This is a genomic window from Nocardia salmonicida NBRC 13393, from assembly GCF_001613085.1.
Lineage (GTDB): Bacteria > Actinomycetota > Actinomycetes > Mycobacteriales > Mycobacteriaceae > Nocardia > Nocardia salmonicida.
Map to the genome: position 1 here is coordinate 121,541 of NZ_BDBR01000005.1, position 24,460 is coordinate 146,000.

The following is a 24,460-nucleotide window of genomic DNA, read 5'->3' on the forward strand; positions in this document are numbered from 1 at the left end:
GAGTGATTGTTTCCTAAGTGGGACGACTGTAGGACGAGGAGAGCCACTGTGTCAACGATCACGTCCCCCGGGGATCGCCGACGGCCGCCGGAACGGCAGGATGATCGGCCATGACCGCCGCTACCCCACGCCCACGCCGCACTCAGGAGCAACGCCGTGCCGCGACGGTGGCCAAACTCGTCGACGCGACGATCGCGGCGATCGGCGAGCTGGGGTACCAGCGCACTACCGTCCAAGAAATCTGCGGGCGCGCCGGACTGTCCGTCGGCGCGATGTTCCGCCAGTTCGACAGCAGGCTGGACCTGATCGTGCGGACCGCGGACGAAGTCTTCGCTCGCCAACTCGCCGCGTTCCGAGCGGTGATGGAACACCTGGGCGCACAAGAGGATTCGCTCGACACCGCCCTGCGATTCCTGCGCGAGGCCCAATCCTCCAACATCACCCACGCGCTGCGTGAGATCTATCTCGCCGCCCGCTCCGATGCCGAATTGCGCGCGCGCATCGAGCCGACGGTGGCGAGCTACTACGCCGCGATGGTCGACGGCGTCGAGCAGACCGGCGTACTGAGCCAGTTCCCCGACAAGCTTCGAGAGTCCGTCTTCTTCTTGCTCCTGCACCTGTTTTCGGGCGAGGCGATCGTCCGCCCCGTCTACGCCCGCCCGGACCTGGATGCCTCGATCCTCACCTTGATCGAAGACATGCTCAGGACCTACGCCGAGTCGCTGCCCACCGGCGATTAGTTACCTGCGTGATCGCCCCGTCACGACCGGATCCGCTCAGCGCAAAGCGATCTCGGCGAGCGCGGTCCAGTCGGCCAGCACTTGTTTGCGACGAACGCGGTCACGTCCGACCATCTCGTCGAGAGTGGCGCCACGGACCAGGTTGATGGTGAGCCAGAAGGTGCTCTCCAAGCGCTCACCGGTGATGGCGGGGTCGATCAGCCCGGCACAGCGGTCGAGCAGCTCGACGGTGAGTTCGTGCTGCACCCGCAGCATTTCGCGGCGCAGCGCCGCGTCGTTGGCGATTCCCACATACAGCTCCACCGCGGCCCGACCGAGCTTGCCCGCGAAGGTAGCGGTCACCAACTCCACCAGCACAGCGCCCGCCGACGTGCCGTCCGGCACCGCTTTCGCCTTGCGCATCATGGCTTCTCGCTGACGATCGGTGAGATGGCCGATGGCCTGGGCGAAGAGTTCACCGCGCGTGTGGAACTGATGCAGCTGCGCACCACGCGTCACGCCGGCCCTGGCCGTGATGTCGGCGATGGAGGCGCCCGCGTAGCCGACCTCGGCCAGACTCTCGATGGCGGCATCGAGCAGCAGCGTCCGGGTCCGCAGACTCTTCTCCTGATGCTTGTTCGGTGGCAGCGCAGACATAACTCCAGTATAGGGCTACAAAATTACATGTCACGTTGCACGCAATTCAGTGCAAAGCGTACTGTCATCAGCATGGCTGTAGACCGGATGTTGCCCACCGACGAGGCACGTGAGCTGATCGAACTGACCCGCGACATCGCCGACAAGGTGCTCGAGCCGCGTGTCACCGACAGCGAGAAGACCGGAGTCTTCCCGGACGGCGTGTTCCCGGCGCTCGGCGCGGCCGGGTTGCTCAGCCTGCCGTACCCGGAGGAATTCGGCGGCGGCGCGCAGCCGTACGAGGTGTACCTCCAGGTGCTCGAGGAAATCGCGAGCCGCTGGGCCGCCGTCGCCGTGGCGGTGAGCGTGCACGGGCTGTCCTGCCATCCGCTGTTCACCTACGGCACCGACGAGCAGAAGCAGCAGTGGCTCGACGGCATGCTCTCGGGTGAAACCATCGGCGCCTACAGCCTTTCCGAGGCCCACGCCGGTTCCGACGCGGCCGCGCTGCGCTGCCGCGCCACCCCCGTCGACGGCGGCTACAACCTCAACGGAACCAAGGCCTGGATCACCAACGGCGGCCGCGCCGACTTCTACACCCTGTTCGCCCGCACCGGCGAGGGTTCGCGCGGGATCTCCTGCTTCCTGGTCCCCGCCGACACCGCGGGTCTGAGCTTCGGCAAGCCCGAGGAGAAGATGGGCCTGCGCGGCATCCCCACCACCACCGCCGCCTACGACGACGCCTTCCTGCCCGCGCAACGTCGCATCGGCGAAGAGGGACAGGGACTTTCGATCGCCTTCAGCGCCCTCGACGCGGGCCGCCTCGGCATCGCCGCCGTCGCCACCGGTGTCGCCCAGCGCGCGCTCGACGAAGCGGTGGCCTACGCCAAGGAACGAGAAGCCTTCGGCCGCAAGATCATCGACCATCAGGGCCTCGGCTTCGTCCTCGCCGACATGGCGGCGGCCGTCGACACCGCCCGCGCCACCTACCTCGACGCCGCCCGCCGCCGCGACGCGGGCCTGCCCTACTCCCGGCAGGCCTCGGTCGCCAAACTCGTCGCCACCGATGCGGCCATGAAGGTGACCACCGACGCGGTCCAGGTCTTCGGTGGCTACGGCTACACCCAGGACTTCCCGGTCGAGCGCTACATGCGCGAAGCCAAGGTCATGCAGATCTTCGAAGGGACCAATCAGATCCAGCGTCTGGTCATCGCTCGACATCTGGCAGGGTAGCTAATCTGTAATGCACTGATCATCGCCGGTTAGCGCGTTTGGGCAACTGATCAGTAAACTGAACAGCATCTCGAGACCTCGACGAAATGAGGCGCGCGATGCTGTGGTGGTTGATCGTGATCGTGATCGTGTCGGTGGGCGCTCTGCTGTACCTGCGTGCCGAACAGAACAAGCGCAACGCGCGCGAGCTCGAGGAGGCACAGGCCGACGCGAGGGCGACTATCGAGCGGCTCGGCGGGCAGGTCTACCAGCTGTCGCCGAGCAACGAAGCGGCCCGTCAGGCGTTGGCCGACGCGTCCGAGCGGTACAACGCCGCAGGCAGCCAGATCGACCGCGCGAGCTTGCCCGTGCAAGCCCAACTGGCCAAGCAGTCCGCCCTGGAGGGCCTCTACTACATTCGCGCCGCCCGCACCGCGATGGACATGGACCCGGGCCCGCCGATCCCGGCCATCGCAGGCCAGGACATCGCAGGCCAGGTCGACGAGAAGCGCACCGTCGCCCACAACGGCCGCACGGTCACCGCTTCGCCCTCCCCCTCGGCGGGCACCCCGAACTACTTCCCCGGCGGTCGCGTGGCGGGTCGCCCCGTCCCGGCCGGGTGGTACTCCGAGCCGTGGTGGAAGCCCGCGCTGATCGCGGGAGCCTGGGGTGCGGGTTCGGCCCTGCTGTTCACGACGATGTTCGCCGGAATGGGCGGGGTCGGCTACGACGCGCAGGCATTCGAGGACGGCACCGGCGACGTCGCCGCCGATCCCGGATACGACCAGGGCGGATACGAACCCGGCAACTCCGATACCGGTTTCGACAGCTCAGGCGGTTTCGACAGCGGCAGTGGCTTCGACAGCGGCGGCGGCGGTTTCGACGCCTTCTGATCTCCACCCAACGGGCCTACTCCACCGAGCCCGGCCCCACGCTATACTCAGCTCGGCCAGCTGAGGCTGCCACGCCTTCGTAGCTCAGGGGATAGAGCAACCCTCTCCTAAAGGGTAGGTCGCAGGTTCGAATCCTGCCGAGGGCACCACAAGCGATCGAGGCCCCGCCCGATGCCCTAAAGGGTAGGTCGCAAGTTCGAATCCTGCCGAGGGCACCACAGTCTGCGCAGGTCAGACTGAGTTCTTTCGCAGGTCGAAAGCCCTTCCAAGCAATCCGGCACGCAGAGAGTGCGCAGCAGCAATTCCGTCCGAGCAGTGTCGAGCTTTGACGCGACGTCCGCTACCAGCAGTTCCGCGCTCTGGGGGCCACTACGGGCCATGGGCGTACGTGAAACGGGTGCACGTCGGCGTCGATCACTGGCGACTCCCGACCTCGTCGGCGAGGATGAAGACTGCGGTGGGCTGGTGGCGGGTGAGCCAGCCTTCTCCCGCGAGGCGCATACGCAATGCCTCAGTTCCCGGCCGATCCCGAGCATTCCGAGTTCGGCAGCAACCTGCGCGGTGCGCAACCCGCCGTCGGCGCGGGCAAAACACCGCCATATTTTCGCATCAGTGGGGAGCACCTGTTCGGGATCCAGCCCCGGCTCACGCGACAGCACCCGCACTACACCGTTCGGCGAGCCAGGCTACGGAACCGCTACACCGACGACATCGTTTGTGCTGGTGCGGATCTCAGTGATCGTCTCGCGCGTGATCTGCCATCCCGCAGACGAACCGTAAATGAGCACAGGCGGGTAATGAGCCGCCGCAAATGTCGAGCAGCTCGGCTACCACTCATCGGCTAGTCGAGTGCGGTCCGCCCATGAGGAGGCGGAGGTGGCGCGAAACACACTTGATGGCCATGCTGAATTCGGGACGGGGTGAACGCGAGGCGCGACGCTTCACAATCACTCCGTAATACGTGCCCAGGCATCTCGAACCGCGGACAGCGCGGTCTCGGCGCTGATCTCCAGTCGAGTCTGCCCGGCCAATTGCGCGTTCCAGTCGTCCTCGTCCGGTGCCCGATCGAACAATTGCGGGGTGGGGAGCCGGTTGGTCGGGCCGTACCTCCGGTACAACGCTCCCGCAGCGCCGTCGATCGCGCCGATGTCGTTCAGCGCCCAAAGATCCCACAGGTCGCGTGATGCGCGCCTGTCGTGCCATGTTGCGGTCTTCCCGGCAACAAACGCGGGCAATGTGGGCACGAGAAGTTCGGCCGGTGGCACATCGCTGTAGCGCTGCTCGAGGTCGCGGAGTTCAGTCGGCCACACCGGTCTGCCACGTGCCGACAGCAGCTGGATCTTGACAGACACACCGGATGCGGAACGAAGGTGGGCGGCGCCGGTATCCGGGACATTGCTCAACGACGGTGCCCATTCCAGCCGACCGTAGGTCCGCGCGACCGATCGCGGCAAAGCAGCGTCGAGTTCGGCTGCCAGCGCCGTTCGGTTGTCCAGCGCAACCAGATCGATGTCCTCGCTGAGCCTGCCGCTCGCCAGATATGTACGGGCAAGAGCAGTTCCACCGATGAAATACAGTCGGTCGCCGAACCCGCGGCTGATTGCCGCTAGCAGATGGGAGATCAGATGGTCGCGCTCGACCTGCTCCGGCGGAACTCCGAATTGAACCGCGACACCGTCACGTTCGTCGATGCTCATATCCCACCCAACTTTCCGCACGTCGAAGCGCCGCACCCCGCCGCTGGTCCGTAGCGAGCTGTGCAAGTCTCGCCGAATCACTACGACGGTAGAGCGTCTCGATCGCCGGACGGACCTCTGCCTCAGCGTTGCCCAGTTCCGGGCGCCGGGCAAGATCGAGCACGGTCTGCTCCGGCGTCGTGACCAGCACCGGCCCCAGCTGCGTTTCGACCCGCTCCGCGTCGAGTGCTTCGGTATCGCGGCGGACGAACCGAACCTGTGCCGAGCGGTCGGTCAGTGCAATCGGCCGGTGCTGGCCCGGAACCGCGACAACCGCGGTCGCCAGTGCACGAGGTACAGCTCCCAGCACGCGGGCCGCGCTGATTCCCATGACAATGGCCTGATCCGGCCCGTAAATCGAAGATGCAATACCCGCGGCGGCTGCCTCGAGGCCAGGCAGCCAGGTCCGGCCGACATAGTCCGGCGGGACGATGATGTAGTAGCCGTGAGCAACGCGGTGCAGCACGCCCCGATCGACGAGCCGCGCGATCTCGGGCCGCGGTTGGGCGTAGATGCCTGCCAAGTCCTGCGGCCGCAGGGTGCGAAGCGGTGCCCGCCAGAGCTCATTGGGCAGCACGGTGCTGCGATGCTCAGCCATCAGCGCCACCTCCCGAAGAGTGTGCATTTAGTTGGCTATTACCCAACGAAATGCATACTACCGGATCGCTGTGGCCCTTGTTTCGAGTGTCCTGCCGAGGGCACCACAGGCAATCGAGGCCCGCCTACGGGAGCGGTAGGCAGGAGCTTCCGGTGTTCAGACCGCGCCCAACGACCTCGACCGTCACGTACCCCGTCGAGGTGACCTGCCCCGGTTTGAACTGCTGGGCGAAGACGTTTTGGCTACCGGAGTACACCGGGGTCCACTCGAAGGTCGCGGTGCCGTTCTCCGGGTGATAGACGGCAACCCCGAGCCGCTCACCGTTGCCGGGGACCGAACCACCGCTGATGCCGACAGTCACCTCACCTGCCTCGGAAACCGGTGCGTCGACCCCGACGGTCACCGTATAGGCGCACCCGGTACGTAGTCCTTCGGCCGGCTGCTCCACGCTCACTCCGGTGACCGCGGCGGTCGCGTGCGGCGCGGCCATGATCATGGTCGGCACGGCACCGAACACCACGGCAAGGCCGAATCTGCGAGTACGGACGTTCATTGGCGATCCTCTCGTTCGCACCCACTGTGCTCCCGATCACCGCCCGGCGCCAGACCCGCCTCGGTTTTCGCAGAGCGCGTGGTCCACCAATTCTTCCGCAGCGCGCAGTTGCGCGAACCCCAGACCTGTCCGATCACACCGTCGACCGGGACCGTTTTCCGCATCTGCGCCAGTTCCTCGGGTCGTAACAGCGTGCCGCCGAAGAGGCTTCGATAGAACGTGCCCACGTCGGCGGTGGTGGGGAGATAGCCTGCGGAGGCATCGGCGTCCACCAATTCGGTGACGTCGATCAGCGGCCCGTCGACCTCGAACTGCTGGTAGCTCCTCGCGTGCGGGATGGGCAGTACGGCCGTGTCACCGGGCCAGTGGGTATCTCGCAGCCCGAGCGGTTCGAGGATTCGCGCACGGATCTCGTCGTACCAGGGACGGTCGACCACCCGCTCGATGATCATGCCCAACAGGACGTAGCCGACGTTGGAGTAGGACCACCCCGTTGCCGGTGCGAAATCGGGTGGGTGCCGCATGGCCGATGCCACGGTCTCGCGCGGGTCGCGCACCTGATAGCGAAGCCGGTAATAGTCGTCGGCGGTAGCCATTTCGGGCGCGCTTTCATGAATACCGCTGGTGTGCTGAAGAAGTTGACGGACTGTGATCCCGGCTCCGTCGTTCCCGTTGCCGTGCAACGTATCCGGGAGCCAATGCTGAACGGTGCCATCGAGCGTGAGACGTCCCTCACCGACCAGCATGAGGACCACGGTCGCGACCATCGTCTTGGTCAGACTGCCGATCCGGAAATGGCCAACTGGTGACACCTGTTCCGAAGTAACGACATCCGACTGCCCCGCCACCCGGGACCGATCGGTACCAGCCGCGACATCCACAACTCTGGCCTGCACTCCGGTGGTGCCGAGCGCCGCTATCGCATCGACGTCGCGTTGCAGGGTGTCGGGCTCGGCGCCACAGCCACCGACTACCAAGACCAGAGCAAGCGCTACGGCCGTCATCGCCGATCGCATCGGGCGCCCCTTTCGCACAATCCGCAACCTATCGACGGCCCACGCTGCGCGACATCACCCCGCGGTACTGCATCGCAGTCGCCTCGGTACCGATTTCGATCGCCCCTGGTATCAGCTCGAATGGTCGTAGCAGCGATTAGGATCGTGGCGGTGGGATTGGTGTTCGAGACCCGACGGTCGGATTCGCCGTGGGTGGAGTCGGTCTGGACCTGTCGGAGTGAGCAGGTCGCGGAGATGACCTCCGTGGCGACCGAGACCTGGGGATTGGTGTTCTGGGAGGAGCAGGGCGTCCCCTGTGCGGCGGTCACCGGACCCGAAGTCGCCACCGGCACCGCACCCGTCCCCGAGGGGGCGGACTTCGTCGGCATCCAGTTCGCGGTCGGTACCTCGCTGCGCGCGGTGACCGCCACGACGCTGGTCGACAGCGGGATCGTCCTGCCCGACGTCACCGACCGGAGTTTCTGGCTGGACGGCGCCCACTGGGAGACTCCGCACGTCGACGACGCGGAGGCGCTGGTCCAGCGGCTCGTCGACCACGAGGTCGTGGTCCGCGATGCCCTGGTCGCCGACGCACTGCGCGGCATGGCGCCGGCGATCACCGAACGCACGCTCGAACGTCGCTTCCGGGCGGCGACTGGGCTCACCCAGGGCGCGGTGCGTCAGATCGAGCGGGCGCGCACCGCGGCGCTACTGCTGAGTGCGGGTGAGATGCCGGGCGATGTCGTCGACAAGCTCGGCTACTACGACGAGCCCCACCTCGCCCGCGCGCTGCGCCGATTCGTCGGCCGGACGGCGCGGCAGCTGCGCGAGGGCGGCAGTGGTGTGATCGCGCTGGATCTCACTCAGCGCACGACGTCGTAGACGAGCTTGGCGACGCCGTTGGAGTAGGTCGCCGAGTCGCGCAGGCGCAGTTGCTGTTTGGGTCGATCCGCCCGGCCGAACAGGCTCTTGCCCGCGCCGAGCAGCACCGGGAACACGAGCAGGTTGTATCGATCGATCAGGTCAGCGTCCGAAAGACTTTCTGCCAGCGCGGCGCTGCCGTGGATGTAGATCGGCCCGCCCTCGGTCTGCTTGAGCTTTTCGATGTCCTCGGTCGAGCGCAGGAGGGTGATCTCGCCCCAGCCGTCGATCAGCGCGTCGTCGGTCAGCGACGAGGAGACAACATATTTGGGCAATTCCTTGTAGGCGGCGTGATCCTCGGAATCGCGCCAGATCGGGGCGAACGCCTCGTAGCTGCGACGGCCGAACATCAGCGCGGTGGTATCGGCGAGCTCCTCCCCCTTGAGCGAAAACGCCTCCGGCACGAACTCGGTCTCCATCACCCACCCGCCACTGCGATGCCCCTCGACCTTCCCGCCGGGCGAGTCAACCACACCATCGAGCGACATGAACCCCGTGTAAACCAGTTCGCGTGCCATCACAATCCTCCTGAATACGAGCGTCGGAAACTGCCTGCGGTCAGCCTAGGGAACCCTCCCCCACCCTGTCTTGGACGAAACCGACACGGCGTTCCTCGCCCGAAGTAGCACGAGCAGAGCATTCGATCGCCTGCGCGCCGAGCTGGAGCCTTGAACCATGGCTGGTTCGCCCCACTCCGCACGTCGCTAGCCGTCGACGTCTACAGCTGTCGCGTGCTTTGCGTGGATGGCGCTGCGGCGTGCGGCGGCGCGAGCCGCACGACGATCGCGGCTTTCAGCGGTTCGACGGGGGTTGGTCGATTCGTGTTCGCGGATCGGCTCGGCGGCCTCCGCTCGATCGCCTCCCCCGAAACGATCACGAACCCGGTGCACCGCAGCGGCGACCACGTCCCATAGATACGCCGCGAAGACGAGCAGGATCAGGCCCGCGCCCGCGATCGCGAACACGGGCCCGAATGCGCTCTCTATCAAAAACTTCCACACAGAACCAGTTCCCCCATGCATGTGCGGCGGTGCCGCGCTGATGACAACTGGCGAATGTTACAGCCGACGGGACATAACCGCGACCGTGTGGGTCGCGGTGAGTGTCAACCGATCGGACCGGGTCAGCGTTGGCGCCAGCTCAGCGGGCCGGGGAGGTCGACGCTGTTCTTTCGGGTGCGGGAGTTCCAGGACCATGGGCCGATTTTGATGCCCCAGGACGACAGGCCCGCTTGGGTGAAGTTGAACTTCAGCGGACCGAAGGATTTGCGTTGACGGAACTTGATGGGCATGAGTGGCCTCCCTGATCGCCACCAGGATAGCCGATCCGGTTATGCCCCATCGGTTTCCGAACCTCTACGACGACGAGCGACGGCGAACATGGTGAAGCCGGCGGCGAGGGCCAGGGTTACGGCGAGGGCCAGCAGGACCAAGGGGACGGTGGCCATGGCGTCGGTTCGGCCTGCGCCGCTGCGGCGGATCAGCAGGGCAGCGACCAGGGGTCCGATCATTGCCAGCGCCGCGGCTATCGACAGCAATCCACCGGTGACCAATTCGACGGAGTCGAGTCTGACATCGACTAATGACCGCATCGGCCGGATAGGTACTGACATGACCTCCCCTTTCGTTGGTATCTGAAAGGTACCGCGCCGAATGGAATAACCGCCGCCATAAGACCAGCCGTCGCGTAAATCGATATCAGCAAATTAATAGCGACCGAAAATGTCAGCGGTCGGCGGGCCTATTCGGCCGCGCGACGCTCGGATCGCGCCCGGGCCCGGTCGTGGGCTTCACGCAACATCTCACGGATTGACGCGTCGGTAGCAGCCCCCGGATTCACCACCGCGAGCCAGTTCGCGGCAGCGTAGAGGGGGTGGGCGACGACGGCGTCTTCGAGACTCGCGTCGGTCGGGGCGGCCGCGTCGGTGAAGGTCGTCTTGCTCACGGCGATGTTGACGCGGAAGCTGCCGGGGCGGTTCAGGTCGGAGGTCTCGTCGCCGGGGTAGTCCTTGGTCACGATGGTGGCGAAGGGCTGACCGGCGGGGACGACACCGTCGGGCGCGTAGTAGAAGAAGGTGTCGCCCCAGGCGATCTCGGGGGCCTCGCTCCCCTCGGTCGGCTGCATGGCCAGTACCCCGCCGAGGCCGGTCACGTACTCGATGATTTCCTCGATTGTCATGCCTCGAGCGTCTCATCCGGACGCGGCCTGCTCCAAGAACCGATCAGCTGACGCCGACCAGCTCCCGCGCGGACAGCGCGTCGACGGCGTCGCGGGCGGCCGATCCCGGATCCACCGTGTACACCACCAGCATCTGATCCGCATCACCTGGCAGGTTCAATGTCTCGTATCCGAATTCGATCCGGCCGACCACTGGATGGTGAATCAGTCTGTTGCCGTGCGAATTACCCGCCGGGGGTTGGATCGACCAGATGCGGTGGAACACCGGATTGCCCGCGGTGAGTTCGTCGATGAGCGAGGTCAGTCGGCGATCGCGCGGGCAGCGGGTCACCTGGCGACGCAGGTAGGCGGCGGTCTCCGCGGCGACCGGCTCCCAGTCGGGATAGAAGATGCCAGCGGCGGGGTGCAGGACCGTGAAGCGAGCCAGATTACGTTCGGATTCGGCGGCCGCGAAACCGAATACCTTGTCGCCCATGGCATTCCAGGCCAGTGCTTCCATGTGGCGGCCGAGCACGAACGCGGGCGTCGTGATCGAGTCGAGCAGCAGTCTGGTGCCGGAGCGGATCGTCGGGGCGTAGTTGTAGTCGGGGTCGGCGGGGCGGACCAGCGTGTAGAGGTGGTCGCGCTCGGCAGCGTCGAGACGCAGGGCGCGGGCGACGGAGTCGAGCACCGAATCGGGGAAGTCCTCGCCGCGCCCCCGCTCCAGCCGGGTGTAGTAATCCACGCTCATTCCGGCCAGCTGGGCGACTTCCTCGCGTCGTAGTCCGACCATCCTGCGGCGACCGTATTCGCTCAGTCCGACGGCGGCGGGTTGGATGCGGGCGCGCCGGGTCCGAAGGAACTCGCCGAGAGCGGGTGACGACATGGCAGCCAGCGTAGAAGGTAGATGCGGGCTCGCGTGCATCGCATCTTGCGAAGGGATTTGTTCGACCGGTTAACGAGGTGTGGCGGGGCGGCGAAATACCAGGTAACACCACGTCGAGGGAGGACGCCGAAGTGTTGATTCGATCCGCACTCACCATCATCTCCGGGGCCGCGCTGGCAGCCGGATTCCTGGCAGGCGGGCAGGCCGCCGCCCAATCGGGACTCGGCGATTACACGCCGGTCGACCCCGTCGAGTACCAGGTCAGCGAACCCGAATACGCGGGCAGCGTCTTCTTCACCACGCCCGACGGACGGCACTGCGCCATCTACTGGAACAACGGCCCGGCCGGGTGTGACGCCGTCCCGATCGACGCGCCGGCGGGCACCGACCAGCTCCGGGTGGGAATCCTCGAAGCGGCGCACTTCGTCGACGCCGACAGCCCGACTTTCACCCGCCCGGCCGCGAAGGCGCTCCCCGAAGGTCACCGGATCACCCGGGAGAACACCACCTGCGGCGTCGGGTACCAGGGGACGGTGAGCTGCGAGGTCGGCGAGCACGGCTTCACCCTGTCGGCTACCTACAGCGTTCTGCGCTGACGCGTCTTCAACTGCTCGATCACCGCGGTGACACTTTGCGCGCTATGCCCGCCGGCGATTGTGCCTGGTGTCACCGGCGGGGAAGCGGTGTCCGGATTTATGAACGTTGCCAATGCGAAGACGAGGATGCCTATCGCTCGCGCCGCGCAGTCGTAGAGTCTGGGTATGTCGGACCCCGAGATGACCGAGTTGGTGCAGCGCAGCGTCGAAGAGGCGCTGCTCGGTGGCCCGCGGCGGTATACGCGCACGCAGGTGGCCGAGCAGTCGGGGGTGCCGGAGGCGGAGTCGCGGCGGCTGTGGACGGCGCTGGGATTTCCGGCCAATGAGGACGACCAGGTCGACTTCACCCAGCTCGACATCACGGCGGTCACCAACTTTCGGAGCATGAAAGTTGTTCCCGCGTCGAATATTCGGCAGCAGGCCGCAGCTGCCCGGACCATCGGTCAGAGCATGGCGCGGCTGGCGGAGTGGCAGGCCGACCTGGTGCTGGCCGAGATCAAGGCGCGCGTCGTCGCGGGCGATCCTGCGATTCCACTGGCGGAACGGGTCGGTGCCGCAACGGAATCCACCATGGCGAGCATCGATCAGTTGCAGTCGTATGTGTGGCGCAGGCACCTGGCGGCAGCGGTCGCCAGGTCGAGCGAGACGCAGGGCGAAGGCTCGTTGCGGACGCTGGCGGTGGGATTCGCCGACATGGTCGGCTACACCAGGCTTACCAGACACCTGCACCACGACGAATTGTCCACGCTCCTCGAAGCTTTCGAGTCGACCACCACCTCGGCGATCACCGACAACGGTGGCTGGGTGATCAAGAACGTCGGCGACGAGGTGATGTTCGCCGCCGAGACCGCGACCGCCGCCGGCCACATCGCGCTGGCCATCCAGGAGTCAACCATGCTCGTCGGCGGCACCCCGGAACTGCGCGTCGCCTTCGCCTACGGCGAGGTGCTGCAGCGCTTCGGTGACCTCTACGGCTCGGTGGTCAATATCGCCGCCCGCCTCACCGGCGTCGCCCGACCGGGCAACATCCTCATCGACGACGCCGCCGCGGACGCCCTCGACAGCCACCCCGATTTCTCCATCCGCCACCTGCGCAGTGTGCGCGTGCGCGGCTTCAACCGCCTACGCCCCCACCGCCTGCGGCAGGCATGATCGGCCCGTGCGACGTTGCGCCGCGGCTCGCTGACCAGCCGTCGAGCAGAGCGGGCACACCATTGCCTAGGGTGTCGTAGTGGACTTGGATTGGCGCAGCGTGCGCGAGGACTACACCGTGTTCGCCGATGACGCGGTGCTCGCGTTGAACAAGCCGTCGGGGATCTCGGTGACCGGCGAGCGCCACGACACCGATCTGGTGGAGTTGGCGCAGGCGGCGGGGACGCAGCTGTATCCGGTGCACCGGATCGACAAAGTAACCTCCGGGCTGGTGCTGCTGGCTACCGATCTGGCCGCGCACGGACCGCTGACCAGGCAGTTCAACAATCAGACCGCGCGTAAGGCGTATCTGGCGATCGTGTCGGGCGCCGAGCTGCCCGATCGCGGCGAGATCGATCTGCCGTTGAGCGTGGGGCGCAAGAATCGGGTGCGGATCGCGGCGCCGAGGGAGGCGATCAAGCGCGAGGGTGATCGGTGGTTCATCGAAGAGGCAGACCTGCTGCCTGCGAAGAACTATCCGTCGCGGACCTTGTTCAGCACCGTCGCCCGGCACGGCGATCACGCGCTGCTCGCCGTGCGGCCGGTGACCGGGCGACGCCATCAGATTCGCGTGCAGCTGGCCTGGATCGGTCATCCGATCCTGGGTGACCCGCTGTTCGACCGCACCGCCGCGCTCCCCCGCACCCACCTGCATTCCTGGCGACTCGGCCTCGACGCCGCCTGGCTGGACCCACCGGTCCTCGACCTCGAGGCCACCCCCGGACCCGACTTCTGGGCGCCGGTTACGCGCGACCCCGACGAGGCCGCGCGACTACTCGACACCGCGCGGCAGCTCATCGGCGGCTGACCTCGACCGCCGGGGGCTATTGCACGAGTCGCCAGTCGCTGTCACCCGCGTTGCGGGCGGTCACCTCGATCGTGCCCGAGTCGCCCTGCGCATCGAGTGCTGTGCAGGTGAAGGTGCTGCCGACCTCGACGATCTTCAGTCCCTGCCCGCAGTCCACCGTCACCGGAAAGCCCACCTGGCTCGCGACATCGGTGGTGAGTCCGTTCGCGGTCACGGCGAGGTCGAACACGACGTCACGGGTCGTGAACTTCACTGCGCCCTCGTCGTCTTCGACCGTCACATCGACGCGTACGTCGTTGCCGCCGAGGTCGGCGACGCAGACGAAGGTGTCGCCGGCCTTCGGATCGTCGGCCAGTCGTGGACATTTCACCGAGGAGACCTTGCGCGACATCGACGCGTAGGCGTTGTCGAGCTCCGTCGTGATGTTCTTCTCCAGCGCCCCGTAATCCGGGCCGCCGATCGAGACCGACGCATTGCATCCGAATAGGGCGAGCGTCAACGGAACCGACAAGGCACTCAGTACGACTCGGGTACTGGGATGACGCACAGCATCAGTGTTGGACACATAGACAAAGTTACGCAACGTCGAGCCTCGAACGCACAAGAATGCGCGCGCAGGTTTCCCGCTAGTGCATCGGCGCGCGACGCACGCCGGAACGGCCGGATCCGCGGGCGTGAAAGGTGACACAGACCACTGAACAGGTTTTCGGCCGTGGTACGGCTCATGAAGACGAAGAATCGCAGGTCATCTAGCCTGGAGAGGTGTCGATGAGTCATACCGGCGCACTCTGACGCAACGGAGCGATCCCAGAGAAGAAAGCGACTGCCGATGATCCTGGCGGCTCAGCTCAGCGATACCCACTTCGACCTCAGCGCGCGCAACACCGAACGGGTGGAGGCGGTGATGGGGTACCTGGCGGACCTGCCACGCAGGCCCGACGTCATCCTGGTGACCGGCGATATCACCGATTCCGGCACGCCGGAGCAGTACGCGCAAGCACGCCTGGCCCTGCAGGGCGGCGACATCCCCGTGTACCTGCTGCCCGGCAACCACGACGACCGCGTGAACTTCCGCACCGTCCTGCTGGGAGAGCCCGCCTCGACCACCCCTGTCAACAGCGTCCACCGCGTCGGCCCGCTCACCGTCATCATGCTCGACTCGAGCATCCCCGGCGAACCGGCCGGCCTGCTGGGCGAGGACACCTTCGACTGGCTGCGCGCGACGCTCGCCGAGGCGCCCGACGGCCCCATCCTGGTGGCCCTGCACCACCCGCCCAAGCGGGTGTTCAGTCCCGTGGTCGATGTCATCGCGCTCGCCGATCCCGGCCGACTGGCCGCTGTCGTGGCAGGCGATCCACGCGTTGTCGGCATCCTCACCGGCCACGCCCACTCCCCCATCGCGACGACCTTCGCGGGCAAACCCATGATCACCGGCCCCAGCACCGCCTCGGTCCTCGGCGGCGAATGGGAACTGACACCACCCCACCGCGTCATGGACTATGCCCCGGACCCGGCCATCGCCCTGCACGTCATCGATGAGAACTTCGGCCTCACAACGCATTTCCGCACGGTGGCGATGGGCGGCTGGCTAGCCGAGCCCCCGCCCGCCTGATCGGCCGTCGACAGCGGCTGCCCGCAGCAACTCCATCGTCCTGGTGACGACCGGGTTGTACGACTCGGAGTCCTTGATGTGCGCGCAGATCGTGCGACGTGGAGTCGGGTTGGTCAGCTCCAGCGCAAAGGCACCGGACGGCAGATCAGTGGCGCCGAGGCGAGGGACAACGGTGAGGCCGACACCGCGCGCCACGAATCGCAGCGCGGACGGGTAGTCGGTGGTCTCCACGACGAATCGGGGGGTGAAACCCGCTGCGGCGCAGGCATTCAGCATCGCCTGCCGGCAGGGTCCGTGGCTGGTGTCGTTGTCGATCCAGCGGTACTGCTCGAGTTCGGCGACGTCGACGGTGGTGCGTGCCGCGAGCTCGTGGTCGCCGGGGACCACCACCACGTACGGCTCGGTGATCAGGTCGCGGTGGGAGTAGCCGGAGACCTGGGTGGGTTTGTCCAGGCGCACCGTAAGGGCGATGTCGGGGCGGTTGTCCGCTATCGCGGCCAGTTCGTCGACGATCCGGAGCCGGACCCTGGTGTCGGGGAATTCGTGGGTGAGGGTGGCGACCACGTCGGGCATCCAGTTGGTGCCCGCCGAACTGAACGAGTTGATCGTGATCCGGGCGGCCTTGCCCGCCCGCAGGTCCGACACCGTCGACCCGAGCGCGGTCAACTCGTCGAGCACCTTGGCGGCCTCGCCCGCGATCACCCGCCCCGCCGGAGTCGGCTCCACACCGCGACCCACTCGTTCCAGCAACCGCAAACCGGTTTCCCGCTGGAGCGCGGTGAGGTGCTGGGAGATCGCCGACGGGGAATAGCCCAGCGTGGCCGCCGCTGCGGCCACCGAGCCGGTCGCGACCACCGAGCGGAAGATCATCAAGCGGTGCGTGTCGATCATGGGACTCCTCGATTCAGTTCTACTGAATATTAGATGGCGAATACCCGCTTGTGCTTACCTCTTCACGGGTCCACCGTAGAGGCATGAAGTCACACCTGCCCGCTCTCGCCCTGGTCGCTGTGATGCTGGCCTGGGCATCGTCGTTCGTGATCATCCGCGGCATCGCGCCCTACGTTTCGCCCGCGGCGATGGCGTCCGGTCGACTGCTCGTCGGTGCGATCGTGCTGGTGCTGGTGCTGGTGTTTCGCGGCGGCCGGATGCCGCGCGGCCTGGCGCTGTGGCTCACGATGGCTTACGGCGCACTGTGGTTCGGGCTGTACACGGTGCTGGTGAACGCCGCCGAACAGCATCTCGACGCGGGCACCACCGCACTCCTCGTGAATATCGCGCCCATCGTGGTCGCGGTGCTGGCGGGCTTGTTCTTGAACGAAGGCTTCCCGCCGCTGCTCGTGGTGGGAATCGCCGTCAGCTTCAGCGGCGCCGCGATCATCGCGTTCACCGGACCGGGGCAGCGCGACCGCGTCGGCGTGCTGCTCGCGGTGGCCGCCGCCCTGCTCTACGGGATCAGCGTGGTGGCGCAGAAACTCGTCCTGCGCTCCACCGACCCGCTGACCGCGACGGCCCTCGGCGCGGTGGCCGGTGCCGCCGTCTTGCTGCCGTGGGCACCGAAAATGGCACACGAACTGGCCGAAGCGCCCCTCTCCGCCACGGTCGGCGTGGTCTACCTGGGCCTGGTCTCGACCGCCCTCGCCTTCCTGCTGTGGGCCTACGCCCTGGCCCACACCCCTGCGGGAGTGACTGCCTCATCGAGCTACGCCGTCCCCGCGCTCGCAATCGTGATGTCATGGATCTTCCTCGCCGAGGTCCCCACCCTCACCGCACTGCTCGGTGGCGCACTGTGCCTGACCGGCGTCGCGATCGCCCGTTTGCGGCCGAGTATGTTCCACCGACGCCCACAGACCGCACCGATACGCCCGGACGGCGCGGCCCCGGCGTATCGGTAGCCACCGCTGCCATCTACCGGCAAACCACACAATCTACACAATCTCCACATCAGCCCCACACCCGCAACCGCGACCCCCTGGCAGACTGGACACGTGAGAGACAAGCCCGTGGGTCTGCCCAGCGGTCCCCTGCGCCCGATCGAACTGGCAAGTGGCGCGGTGATGGCCGGACTCACCGTCGGCCTCATCACCGTCGGCTCACTGGTTCCCATGGCTGCCGCCCTCCAGCTCGTCGCGGCAGTGCCCTTGGGCCTGCTCGCCCAGCGGTATCGATTGCGAGCGCTGGTCACCGCCACTATCGCGGCGACGCTGGTCACCTTCGTGGCCGCCGGTGTGATGCCGGCGCTCGGCGTCATGGGCGCGGCCACCATGGCCGGAATCATCGGAACGGTGAAACGCCGTGGCGGCGGATTCCCCGCGGTGCTCGCTCTCGGAGTCGTCGCGGGCGTGGGCTGGGGAGTGTTCTCCGTCGGCAGTCTGCTGGTCTTCTCGCGAACCAGGGACCTGTTCTTCGAAGCGTTCCGTAACACCGCCAAGGGCATCGAGAATCTGGCGGGCCGGACGCCTGCGCTGGAGCCGCTCGGCCGCATGGCCGCCGAGGCCATCGACGTGGTGCTGCGCTGGTGGTGGATCTACATCGGCACCACGGTGGCGCTCGGCGTGCTGGTCAGCACGGTGATCTCCTGGTTCGTTCTCGGGGCGGTACTCGATCGACTGGCATGGCTGCCGGGCAGCGATCGGCTCGACGCGCCGCCCGACGATCGGCCGGTGGGACCGCTGCCGGTGTCTCTGCACGGGGTCGGCTACCGGTACGAAGGCACCGATATCGATGCGTTGGCCGATATCGATCTCACCATCCGGCCGGGCGAGTTCGTCGCCGTCGTCGGGCACAACGGATCCGGCAAGTCGACGCTGACCAGAGTTCTGGCAGGCAGGCCGCCGACATCGGGCGCGGTGGACCGCCCGGGTTCGGCGGGCCTGGGCGCGCTCGGTGGGACCGCGCTGGTCCTGCAACGTCCCGAGAGCCAAACTCTCGGCGTCTCGGTCGCCGACGATGTCGTGTGGGGACTGTCGGCGGAATCGGCCGCGGAGGTCGACGTCGACGCGCTGCTCGCCGAGGTCGGCCTCGCCGACATGGGCGCCCACGAAACCGCCACCCTCTCCGGCGGCCAGCAACAGCGTCTGGCCGTGGCCGCCGCGCTCGCCCGCCGCCCGGCTCTGCTCATCGCCGACGAAGCCACCTCGATGATCGACCCCGACGGCCGTCGCGAACTCGTCGCGTTGCTGGCCGAACTCCCGCGCCGACACGGCACCGCCGTGGTCCTGGTGACCCACCACGAAGCCGACGCGACCGCCGCCGATCGGGTGATCCACCTCGCCGACGGGCGCATGGTCGACCATCTCGCGAGCTGGCCACACCCCGCCCGCGACCAGCGCCGCAGGCCGATGGGCGCCCACGTGCTCGAACTCACCGACGTGCACCACACCTACAACCGCGGCACGCCGTGGGAAGCACCGGCCCTGCACGGCGTCGACCTGTCGGTCCACAAGGGCGAGGCACTCCTGATCGTCGGCGGCAACGGGTCGGGCAAGTCGACGCTGGCCTGGATCATCGCGGGACTGATCGCGCCGAGCTCGGGACGTTGTGAACTGCGCGGCACCCCGGTCGACAAGCAGGTCGGCGGGGTCGCGCTGGCCTTCCAGCACTCCCGGTTGCAACTACAGAAGCAGACCGTCGGCGCCGAGATCGCCGACTGGGGTGGACGGGCGACCGGGTCGGGCGCGGTCGGACAGGCGCTGGACGCGGTGGGCCTGGATCGCCGCCTCGCCGCTCGTTCCGTCGAGGAACTCAGCGGCGGGCAGGCGAAGCGGGTGGTCCTGGCCGCCATGGTGGCGAGTCGTCCGCAGGTGGTCGTCCTCGACGAACCACTGGCGGGCCTGGATCCACAGGGTCGCGCAGAGATCGTGGAACTGCTTGCCCGGCTGCGAGATTCGGGTCTGACATTGGTCATCATCTCCCACGACGTCGCCGAGATGTCCATGGTCTGCGACCGCACGGTGCACCTGGACGGCGGCGTCGTGGTCTCGGCGGACGGCCACGCGATCCCGAGAACCGAACGCGCACTGGAGAAATCGCCTTTCGTGGCCGGTCTGCCCCTCGGCCGTCGTGGTGACGAAGGCGCGACGGCACACACCAGCGCACCGAAAGGCACCACCCCATGAGCACAGTGCTGCTGCGTGAAGTACCGGTCGACAGCGTCGTGCACCGCCTGTGGGCAGGCACGAAGATGATCGCGGCGTTCCTGATCAGCCTGCTGCTGATGTTCCTGCCGTCCTGGCCGGTACTCGGCGTGATCACGGCTTTCCTGGTCCTCATCTGGGTGCTCGCGCGGCTGCCGCTCGGCGCGATTCCCCGACTGCCGTGGTGGTTCTGGGGACTTGTCGTGCTGGGCGGTCTGATCAACGCGCCGATCGGGATGAAGGCGGTGCTCGGCTACATCCAGATCTTCGTGTTCGGACTGGTCCTGGTGGCCGCCTCGTTCCTGATCGCGTTCACCACCCCGATGGGCGAGATCGCCCCCGCGCTCGCGAAACTCGGTGCGCCGTTACGTAGATTGCGGCTGCCCATCGACGAGTGGGCCGTCGTGGTGGCACTGACGCTGCGCGGATTGCCGCTGCTGTTGGACGAGATCCGGGTACTGCGCGCCGCACGCAAGCTGCGGCCCAAGGACAACCTGCTGCACCGCGCCGCCGACAACCCGCTCATCGACATCCTCACCGCGTGCATGGCGGTGTCGTCGCGGCGGGCGGGCGAACTCGGCGAGGCGATCACCGCACGTGGCGGCACGGGGATGCTGACAGCGCACCCGAGCGCACCGCACCGTCGGGACGCGATCGCCCTCACCCTCGTGGTCGCGGTCTGCGCGGGCGCGGTGCTGCTCAGCAACGTCATCGGCTGAGGCACTCCGCAATACCCCGAATTCACTGCCCCGAAACCCTATGGCGAGATATGGTTCGTCACGAAATCGAGCTAGGCAGCTTCACGCGCCGGTCACGAGCTTTCTCGGGGGGAAACACGCCACGGCGCTTGTTCGAACACTCACACCTGATGAACTCCAGATGGGAAATGTTCATATGATCATCCGCAAGATCGCCGCGGCCGCCATCCCGATGCTCGCTGCCGCCCTGGTGGGAACCGGAGTAGCCGGTGCCGACCCGGTGACGCCGAACGTCGAGTACCGCACCGAGGTCGTCGGCAACACCCTCATCACGACCCTGACGCACGGCACCTTCACCGTCACCGGCGGCGCGGTCGACATCCGCGACGAAGCGGGCGCCACCCTGGTCTCGATGCCGCTGTCGGTCCGCGACGGCAAGTTCGAATACCCGCTGCCGCATACGGTTCGCGAAGAGGGCCACGTACTCGAGCTGACCGCGGTGAAGGACGTCGCCGCGGCGAAGCCCAACCTCACGCCGATCGCCTCGCCCGCCGAGAACTACGCGGCACAGGCGAATTTCGCGTCGACCTTCGGCCTGGCCACGGCCGTCGGCAGCTTCGTCGGCATGGGCCTCGGCGCGGTGATCGGCCTGGTCGTCGGCGGTGTTCTCATCCCCGGCGTCGGCGCGATTCCGGGCTTCGTCACCGGCGCCAGCGTCGGCGGCATCATCGGCACGCTCATTGTCGGCGGACCCGCGCTGGTCATCGCCGGGATGGATCTGATCAACACCCTGCAGGCGCCGGCAGGCTCCACACAGTGGGCCACGCAGACCAAATAGTCTGCGCCACAGTCTGATTCTTCCGTCGCACCGACGCCTACACTGGCGTCGGTGCGACAAGGAAACGGACTCGACATTCCCGAAACCCTCGGCGATCTGTGCGCGCCCGACCGGATGGCGCTGATCGTCTACGACATGCAGGTCGGTGTCCTCGGTCAGCTGCCCGACGGGCAGGAGATCACCGATCGAGTCGTGCGAGTGGTCGAAGCCGCCCGGCGCGGCGGCTATCCGGTGATCTTCCTGCGGCACTTCTTCCCGCCGCGGCGACTGACCGGCGTGTACGGGATGCGGCTACTGATGAGCTGGCAGAACGCCGAATCCGTCGACGACGTGGCCTTCATTCTGCAACGCGATACGCCCGCGTTCGAGCTGGTGCCGGAGCTGGTGCCGCGCGAGGACGAGCTGGTCTTCGACAAGATGTCGATGTCGGCGTTCGAGGGCACACCGCTCGCCACTCTGCTGCGCGATCTGAAGATCGGCTCCTACGCCATCGCCGGGGTCGCGCTCGAAATCGGGATCGCGCCCACCGTCACCCACTCCACCGATCTGGGTTTCGTGCCCGTGGTGATCGCTGACGCCTGCGGCGGTCGTGACAAGGAGGCGATGGCGCGGGCCTACGACGACTTCGCGTTCCAGGGCAATGCGCTGGTCACCGATATCGACACGATCTCCGGCCTGATGGCCGGAAGCTGACAGCGCGGCAAACAGTCAGCGCGCGGATTCGGCGGGCCGGTGATCATCGGCCCGCCGAGACGATCAGGCCTTCTCGCGCAGGGCGTTCTTGGCCGCGTCCTGGGCGGAATCCACCTGGCCGCTGAACTTGCCGCCGGTCTTCTCGTCCACCACGTCACCGGCCTTGTCGATGACGCCGTCGACCTTGTCCGCATGCTGGGCGGCCAGGTCCATCGCCTTGCCGGCCAGGTTCTTGAAATCCACCGCGTACTCCTCGTTGATTCGACACCGGGTACAACGCGATTACCGTAGCAACATCGCGGATTTCGCGGGTGAGCATCATCGTGGCGAACTCGTCACACCGTCCCACACGGGGTGCCACAGGCGTCCCGTGTCCGTCCATGCCTGGAAGCGGACCGTGCCGGTGAGCTCGGGGGTGACCCATTGCGCGTCATGGCGTTCGTCGGCGGTCATCTCGTTGGTGAACGGAGAAGTCGCGCGCCGCAGCCCGGCCAGCTCGGCAGCGATCCGCCGCGCCTGTTCGTCACCGAATCCGGTACCCACCCGGCCGACGTAGATGAGGCCGTCCTCGTGCGGCATCCCGAGCAGCAGCGACTTGAACGGCCGCTTGTCGCTGCGCCGCCACCCGCCGACCACCACCTCACGCGAGCGCCAGTTGCGCTGTTTGAGCCAGGTCTGGCTGCGCTTGCCCGGCTGATACACCGATTCCCGCCGCTTGGCGACGACCCCCTCCTGCCCCTGCTCGCGACTGGCCTTCATCGCCTCGGACCCCGAACCATCCAGCAGCGCAGTGACATTCATCGATGGCGACAGTTCGCCCAGCGCCTCGAGCACGGCGCGACGGTCGGTGTACTTCTTGCGCAGCAGGGAGGTGCCGTCGAGGTAGAGCACGTCGAACGCGACGAACACCGCACGGGCCGAATCCGCCTGCAGCGCCGAGATATCCGAGAGTCCGTCATCATCGAGCACCACCGCTTCGCCGTCCAGCACCACCCGGTGCCCGGCCAGTTCATCGCCGAGAACAGCCAGGCGCGGATACCGAGCGGTCACCGTGTTGCCCGCGCGACTGCGGACGATGACCGCGCCGTCGTCGATCTCGACGATCACGCGGAAGCCGTCCCACTTGGTTTCGAAGGCCCAATCCGTGGGAGTCAGCGATTCGACATCGCCCGCGGTGGCCAGCATCGGCGACAATCCTCGTGGGAAACCTTTGTCCACCAAGGGTTCCCAACGTACTTGATCGCGCATCAGGTGCATGAGCCACTGGTCGCCCTTGGTCTGGATGAACGCGTAGCGGCCGGACACACGCTCTCCGTCGAGTTCGACGATCACCTCGTCGGAGCGCCACTTCTCGGTGACATAGGTGCCCGAATCCCAGATCGTCATCTCCCCCGCGCCGTATTCGCCCTTGGGAATCGCGCCGTGGAAGTGCAGGTACTCGAGCGGATGGTCCTCGGTGCGCACGGCCAGGCGATTGTGTTTCGGTTCCGTGGGCGGGCCCTTCGGCACCGCCCAGGAGGCGAGGACTCCGTCGTGCTCGAGGCGCACATCCCAGTGGAGGCGACGGGCGTGATGTTCCTGGATGACGAAGCGATTGCCGGGGCCCGGTTCCGGCGCGGCCTCGGGGACCGGCTCGGGCGTGCGCTTCGGGTCGCGCATGCTGCGGTACTTGGTCAGCGAGTCGGGGCGGGCGGGTAGTGGCGGATCTAGATCGGCCAGCAGGTCGCCGTCGGCATTCCAGCGGGCGAGTACCTCGTCGAAACGTAACTGGCGCAACGTATCCGCGTCTTCGATCTCGGCCCAGGCGCGCGGGGCGGCGGCATTGGGTTCGGCGCGACCGCGCAGCGAATAGGGGGCGATGGTGGTCTTGGCGGCGTTGTTCTGGCTCCAGTCCAGGAACACCTTGCCTCGACGGGCCACCTTCGCCATGGTCGCCGTCACCAGATCCGGGTGCAGCGCTTCGAGATTGGCGGCCACCTGCTTGGCGACGGTGGACGCGCCACGCGAACTCAGCGGCCGATCCAGCGGCACGTAGACGTGAATGCCCTTGCTGCCGCTGGTTACCGGGAACGCCCGCATGCCGATATCGGCGACCATCTCCCGCACGGCCAGCGCGACCCGCGCGCATTCGGCCAGCCCGGCACCGGAACCGGGGTCGAGATCGAACACGATCCTGGTGGCCGGACCGCGGTCGTTCGCGTCGAAACGCCATTGCGGCACATGGATTTCCAGCGCCGCCTGCTGTGCGAGCCAGGCCATGCCAGCCTCGGAATCGATCAGCGGGTACACCACCCGGCGGCTGGAATGCTCGATCGCGGCGCGGTGGATCCACGCGGGCGCGTGTTCGGGCAGGTTCTTCTCGAAGAAATCGGAATGGTCGACGCCGTTGGGCCACCGTTTCCTGGTGACAGGGCGACCGACGAGATGCGGCAGCGCCGCCGCGGTGATCGCCGAATAGTAGGCGATCACTTCGCCTTTCGTGGTACCGGTCTCCGGGTACAGCACCTTGTCGAGGTTGCTGAGCTCAACCTCGATGTCCGGTTCACCCGGTGCACCCCGAAAATCGCGGCGGACCATCGACG

The 24,460-nt window shown here is 66.9% G+C and carries 28 protein-coding genes and 1 tRNA gene; 14 read left to right on the forward strand and 15 right to left on the reverse strand.

The genetic code is table 11. The features are described from left to right. The first annotated feature begins 110 nt into the window (after positions 1-110). On the forward strand, positions 111-740 hold the full coding sequence (locus NS1_RS06145; RefSeq protein WP_062982494.1) for a TetR/AcrR family transcriptional regulator: 630 nt from the start codon (positions 111-113) through the stop codon (positions 738-740). A 36-nt stretch (positions 741-776) separates the two neighbouring features. On the opposite strand, the gene NS1_RS06150 is transcribed toward NS1_RS06145, so the two are convergent. Further along, entirely contained in the window at positions 777-1,376 is a 600-nt protein-coding gene (locus tag NS1_RS06150; protein ID WP_062982496.1) for a TetR/AcrR family transcriptional regulator, read from the reverse strand. Positions 1,377-1,448: 72 nt separating this feature from the next. On the opposite strand from NS1_RS06150, the gene NS1_RS06155 reads away from it, so the two are divergent. The 3 genes from NS1_RS06155 (at position 1,449) to NS1_RS06165 (ending at position 3,609) form a co-directional block, all read left to right on the forward strand. After that, on the forward strand, positions 1,449-2,588 hold the full coding sequence (locus tag NS1_RS06155) for an acyl-CoA dehydrogenase family protein (protein ID WP_062982498.1): 1,140 nt from the start codon (positions 1,449-1,451) through the stop codon (positions 2,586-2,588). 98 nt (positions 2,589-2,686) lie between these two features. Beyond that, on the forward strand, positions 2,687-3,460 hold the full coding sequence (locus NS1_RS06160; protein WP_062982502.1) for a hypothetical protein: 774 nt from the start codon (positions 2,687-2,689) through the stop codon (positions 3,458-3,460). Between the two features lie 73 nt (positions 3,461-3,533). Further along, positions 3,534-3,609 (forward strand) — tRNA-Arg (locus NS1_RS06165). Between the two features lie 798 nt (positions 3,610-4,407). Here NS1_RS06165 and NS1_RS06170 read toward each other — a convergent pair. From NS1_RS06170 to NS1_RS06185, 4 genes are all read right to left on the reverse strand, one after another. Further along, positions 4,408-5,157: a nucleotidyl transferase AbiEii/AbiGii toxin family protein gene (locus NS1_RS06170; protein WP_062982504.1), complete on the reverse strand. Its 750-nt coding sequence runs from the start codon at positions 5,155-5,157 to the stop codon at positions 4,408-4,410. Next, positions 5,138-5,794: a type IV toxin-antitoxin system AbiEi family antitoxin domain-containing protein gene (locus NS1_RS06175; protein ID WP_062982826.1), complete on the reverse strand. Its 657-nt coding sequence runs from the start codon at positions 5,792-5,794 to the stop codon at positions 5,138-5,140. Before NS1_RS06175 ends, NS1_RS06170 begins: the two co-directional genes overlap by 20 nt. A 124-nt stretch (positions 5,795-5,918) precedes the next feature. Then, positions 5,919-6,347, reverse strand: a complete 429-nt coding sequence (locus NS1_RS06180; RefSeq protein WP_157125114.1) for a hypothetical protein — start codon at positions 6,345-6,347, stop codon at positions 5,919-5,921. Continuing rightward, positions 6,344-7,363, reverse strand: coding sequence for a serine hydrolase domain-containing protein (locus NS1_RS06185; protein WP_062982508.1), 1,020 nt, complete (start codon positions 7,361-7,363; stop codon positions 6,344-6,346). The genes NS1_RS06180 and NS1_RS06185 overlap by 4 nt, the downstream gene beginning before the upstream one ends. A 150-nt stretch (positions 7,364-7,513) precedes the next feature. On the opposite strand from NS1_RS06185, the gene NS1_RS06190 reads away from it, so the two are divergent. After that, positions 7,514-8,224, forward strand: a complete 711-nt coding sequence (locus tag NS1_RS06190; RefSeq protein ID WP_062982829.1) for a helix-turn-helix domain-containing protein — start codon at positions 7,514-7,516, stop codon at positions 8,222-8,224. Here NS1_RS06190 and NS1_RS06195 read toward each other — a convergent pair. The 6 genes from NS1_RS06195 to NS1_RS06215 form a co-directional block, all read right to left on the reverse strand. Beyond that, entirely contained in the window at positions 8,206-8,781 is a 576-nt protein-coding gene (locus tag NS1_RS06195; protein WP_062982510.1) for a dihydrofolate reductase family protein, read from the reverse strand. The two genes, NS1_RS06190 and NS1_RS06195, sit on opposite strands and share 19 nt — an antisense overlap. Positions 8,782-8,967: 186 nt before the next feature. Then, a complete protein-coding gene (locus NS1_RS06200) occupies positions 8,968-9,228 on the reverse strand; it encodes a hypothetical protein (protein WP_062982513.1) in 261 nt (86 codons plus the stop codon). Positions 9,229-9,386: 158 nt separating this feature from the next. Continuing rightward, the gene (locus NS1_RS38880) at positions 9,387-9,554 is read right to left on the reverse strand and encodes a DUF4236 domain-containing protein (protein WP_082843603.1); all 168 of its coding nucleotides are present in this window, start codon (positions 9,552-9,554) and stop codon (positions 9,387-9,389) included. 39 nt (positions 9,555-9,593) lie between these two features. Then, positions 9,594-9,875, reverse strand: a complete 282-nt coding sequence (locus tag NS1_RS06205; RefSeq protein WP_157125115.1) for a hypothetical protein — start codon at positions 9,873-9,875, stop codon at positions 9,594-9,596. A gap of 128 nt (positions 9,876-10,003) precedes the next feature. Further along, the gene (locus tag NS1_RS06210) at positions 10,004-10,441 is read right to left on the reverse strand and encodes a DUF6194 family protein (RefSeq protein WP_062982517.1); all 438 of its coding nucleotides are present in this window, start codon (positions 10,439-10,441) and stop codon (positions 10,004-10,006) included. A 43-nt stretch (positions 10,442-10,484) separates the two neighbouring features. Continuing rightward, positions 10,485-11,306 (reverse strand): helix-turn-helix transcriptional regulator, encoded by an 822-nt coding sequence (locus NS1_RS06215; protein WP_062982519.1) that lies wholly within the window; start codon positions 11,304-11,306, stop codon positions 10,485-10,487. A 131-nt stretch (positions 11,307-11,437) separates the two neighbouring features. Here NS1_RS06215 and NS1_RS06220 point away from each other — a divergent pair, with 131 nt between their 5' ends. The 3 genes from NS1_RS06220 to NS1_RS06230 all read left to right on the forward strand — a co-directional run bounded on the left by NS1_RS06220 (position 11,438) and on the right by NS1_RS06230 (position 13,901). Beyond that, a complete protein-coding gene (locus NS1_RS06220) occupies positions 11,438-11,902 on the forward strand; it encodes a hypothetical protein (RefSeq protein ID WP_062982521.1) in 465 nt (154 codons plus the stop codon). Between the two features lie 165 nt (positions 11,903-12,067). Continuing rightward, positions 12,068-13,054 (forward strand): adenylate/guanylate cyclase domain-containing protein, encoded by a 987-nt coding sequence (locus NS1_RS06225; RefSeq protein ID WP_062982523.1) that lies wholly within the window; start codon positions 12,068-12,070, stop codon positions 13,052-13,054. A 79-nt stretch (positions 13,055-13,133) separates the two neighbouring features. Beyond that, a complete protein-coding gene (locus NS1_RS06230; RefSeq protein WP_062982525.1) occupies positions 13,134-13,901 on the forward strand; it encodes an RluA family pseudouridine synthase in 768 nt (255 codons plus the stop codon). A 16-nt stretch (positions 13,902-13,917) separates the two neighbouring features. Here the strand turns inward: NS1_RS06230 and NS1_RS06235 are convergent, their stop codons facing one another. Then, positions 13,918-14,466: a DUF4333 domain-containing protein gene (locus NS1_RS06235; RefSeq protein ID WP_255284441.1), complete on the reverse strand. Its 549-nt coding sequence runs from the start codon at positions 14,464-14,466 to the stop codon at positions 13,918-13,920. A gap of 264 nt (positions 14,467-14,730) precedes the next feature. On the opposite strand from NS1_RS06235, the gene NS1_RS06240 reads away from it, so the two are divergent. Further along, a complete protein-coding gene (locus NS1_RS06240) occupies positions 14,731-15,513 on the forward strand; it encodes a phosphodiesterase (RefSeq protein ID WP_062982527.1) in 783 nt (260 codons plus the stop codon). Here NS1_RS06240 and NS1_RS06245 read toward each other — a convergent pair. Then, positions 15,490-16,404: a LysR family transcriptional regulator gene (locus NS1_RS06245; protein WP_062982528.1), complete on the reverse strand. Its 915-nt coding sequence runs from the start codon at positions 16,402-16,404 to the stop codon at positions 15,490-15,492. The two genes, NS1_RS06240 and NS1_RS06245, sit on opposite strands and share 24 nt — an antisense overlap. An 83-nt stretch (positions 16,405-16,487) precedes the next feature. Between NS1_RS06245 and NS1_RS06250 the strand changes: the two genes are divergently transcribed. The 5 genes from NS1_RS06250 to NS1_RS06270 all read left to right on the forward strand — a co-directional run bounded on the left by NS1_RS06250 (position 16,488) and on the right by NS1_RS06270 (position 21,878). Then, positions 16,488-17,408: a DMT family transporter gene (locus NS1_RS06250; RefSeq protein ID WP_084503545.1), complete on the forward strand. Its 921-nt coding sequence runs from the start codon at positions 16,488-16,490 to the stop codon at positions 17,406-17,408. A gap of 93 nt (positions 17,409-17,501) precedes the next feature. After that, complete coding sequence (locus tag NS1_RS06255) at positions 17,502-19,631, forward strand: ABC transporter ATP-binding protein (protein ID WP_062982529.1); 2,130 nt, start codon at positions 17,502-17,504, stop codon at positions 19,629-19,631. Further along, positions 19,628-20,368 carry an energy-coupling factor transporter transmembrane component T family protein gene (locus tag NS1_RS06260; RefSeq protein WP_056818560.1) on the forward strand — a complete coding sequence of 247 codons (741 nt, stop codon included), beginning with the start codon at positions 19,628-19,630 and terminating at the stop codon, positions 20,366-20,368. The genes NS1_RS06255 and NS1_RS06260 overlap by 4 nt, the downstream gene beginning before the upstream one ends. A gap of 160 nt (positions 20,369-20,528) precedes the next feature. Further along, entirely contained in the window at positions 20,529-21,185 is a 657-nt protein-coding gene (locus NS1_RS06265) for a DUF8020 domain-containing protein (RefSeq protein ID WP_255284442.1), read from the forward strand. A 51-nt stretch (positions 21,186-21,236) separates the two neighbouring features. Next, a complete protein-coding gene (locus NS1_RS06270; RefSeq protein ID WP_063816084.1) occupies positions 21,237-21,878 on the forward strand; it encodes a cysteine hydrolase family protein in 642 nt (213 codons plus the stop codon). A 63-nt stretch (positions 21,879-21,941) separates the two neighbouring features. Here NS1_RS06270 and NS1_RS06275 read toward each other — a convergent pair whose 3' ends face one another. Both NS1_RS06275 and NS1_RS06280 read right to left on the reverse strand, forming a co-directional pair. Further along, a complete protein-coding gene (locus NS1_RS06275; protein WP_056818562.1) occupies positions 21,942-22,121 on the reverse strand; it encodes an antitoxin in 180 nt (59 codons plus the stop codon). Between the two features lie 75 nt (positions 22,122-22,196). Continuing rightward, positions 22,197-24,455 carry an ATP-dependent DNA ligase gene (locus NS1_RS06280; protein ID WP_062982530.1) on the reverse strand — a complete coding sequence of 753 codons (2,259 nt, stop codon included), beginning with the start codon at positions 24,453-24,455 and terminating at the stop codon, positions 22,197-22,199. Positions 24,456-24,460: the final 5 nt, after the last annotated feature.

Excerpts from the sequence above, each read along its gene's own strand:
- NS1_RS06145 (WP_062982494.1), top strand. The coding sequence starts at position 111 with ATGACCGCCGCTACCCCACGCCCACGCCGCACTCAGGAGCAACGCCGT.
- NS1_RS06150 (WP_062982496.1), bottom strand. The coding sequence starts at position 1,376 with ATGTCTGCGCTGCCACCGAACAAGCATCAGGAGAAGAGTCTGCGGACC.
- NS1_RS06155 (WP_062982498.1), top strand. The coding sequence starts at position 1,449 with ATGGCTGTAGACCGGATGTTGCCCACCGACGAGGCACGTGAGCTGATC.
- NS1_RS06160 (WP_062982502.1), top strand. The coding sequence starts at position 2,687 with ATGCTGTGGTGGTTGATCGTGATCGTGATCGTGTCGGTGGGCGCTCTG.
- NS1_RS06170 (WP_062982504.1), bottom strand. The coding sequence starts at position 5,157 with ATGAGCATCGACGAACGTGACGGTGTCGCGGTTCAATTCGGAGTTCCG.
- NS1_RS06175 (WP_062982826.1), bottom strand. The coding sequence starts at position 5,794 with ATGGCTGAGCATCGCAGCACCGTGCTGCCCAATGAGCTCTGGCGGGCA.
- NS1_RS06180 (WP_157125114.1), bottom strand. The coding sequence starts at position 6,347 with ATGAACGTCCGTACTCGCAGATTCGGCCTTGCCGTGGTGTTCGGTGCC.
- NS1_RS06185 (WP_062982508.1), bottom strand. The coding sequence starts at position 7,363 with ATGCGATCGGCGATGACGGCCGTAGCGCTTGCTCTGGTCTTGGTAGTC.
- NS1_RS06195 (WP_062982510.1), bottom strand. The coding sequence starts at position 8,781 with ATGGCACGCGAACTGGTTTACACGGGGTTCATGTCGCTCGATGGTGTG.
- NS1_RS38880 (WP_082843603.1), bottom strand. The coding sequence starts at position 9,554 with ATGCCCATCAAGTTCCGTCAACGCAAATCCTTCGGTCCGCTGAAGTTC.
- NS1_RS06205 (WP_157125115.1), bottom strand. The coding sequence starts at position 9,875 with ATGTCAGTACCTATCCGGCCGATGCGGTCATTAGTCGATGTCAGACTC.
- NS1_RS06210 (WP_062982517.1), bottom strand. The coding sequence starts at position 10,441 with ATGACAATCGAGGAAATCATCGAGTACGTGACCGGCCTCGGCGGGGTA.
- NS1_RS06215 (WP_062982519.1), bottom strand. The coding sequence starts at position 11,306 with ATGTCGTCACCCGCTCTCGGCGAGTTCCTTCGGACCCGGCGCGCCCGC.
- NS1_RS06225 (WP_062982523.1), top strand. The coding sequence starts at position 12,068 with ATGTCGGACCCCGAGATGACCGAGTTGGTGCAGCGCAGCGTCGAAGAG.
- NS1_RS06240 (WP_062982527.1), top strand. The coding sequence starts at position 14,731 with ATGATCCTGGCGGCTCAGCTCAGCGATACCCACTTCGACCTCAGCGCG.
- NS1_RS06245 (WP_062982528.1), bottom strand. The coding sequence starts at position 16,404 with ATGATCGACACGCACCGCTTGATGATCTTCCGCTCGGTGGTCGCGACC.
- NS1_RS06250 (WP_084503545.1), top strand. The coding sequence starts at position 16,488 with ATGAAGTCACACCTGCCCGCTCTCGCCCTGGTCGCTGTGATGCTGGCC.
- NS1_RS06260 (WP_056818560.1), top strand. The coding sequence starts at position 19,628 with ATGAGCACAGTGCTGCTGCGTGAAGTACCGGTCGACAGCGTCGTGCAC.
- NS1_RS06265 (WP_255284442.1), top strand. The coding sequence starts at position 20,529 with ATGGGAAATGTTCATATGATCATCCGCAAGATCGCCGCGGCCGCCATC.
- NS1_RS06280 (WP_062982530.1), bottom strand. The coding sequence starts at position 24,455 with ATGGTCCGCCGCGATTTTCGGGGTGCACCGGGTGAACCGGACATCGAG.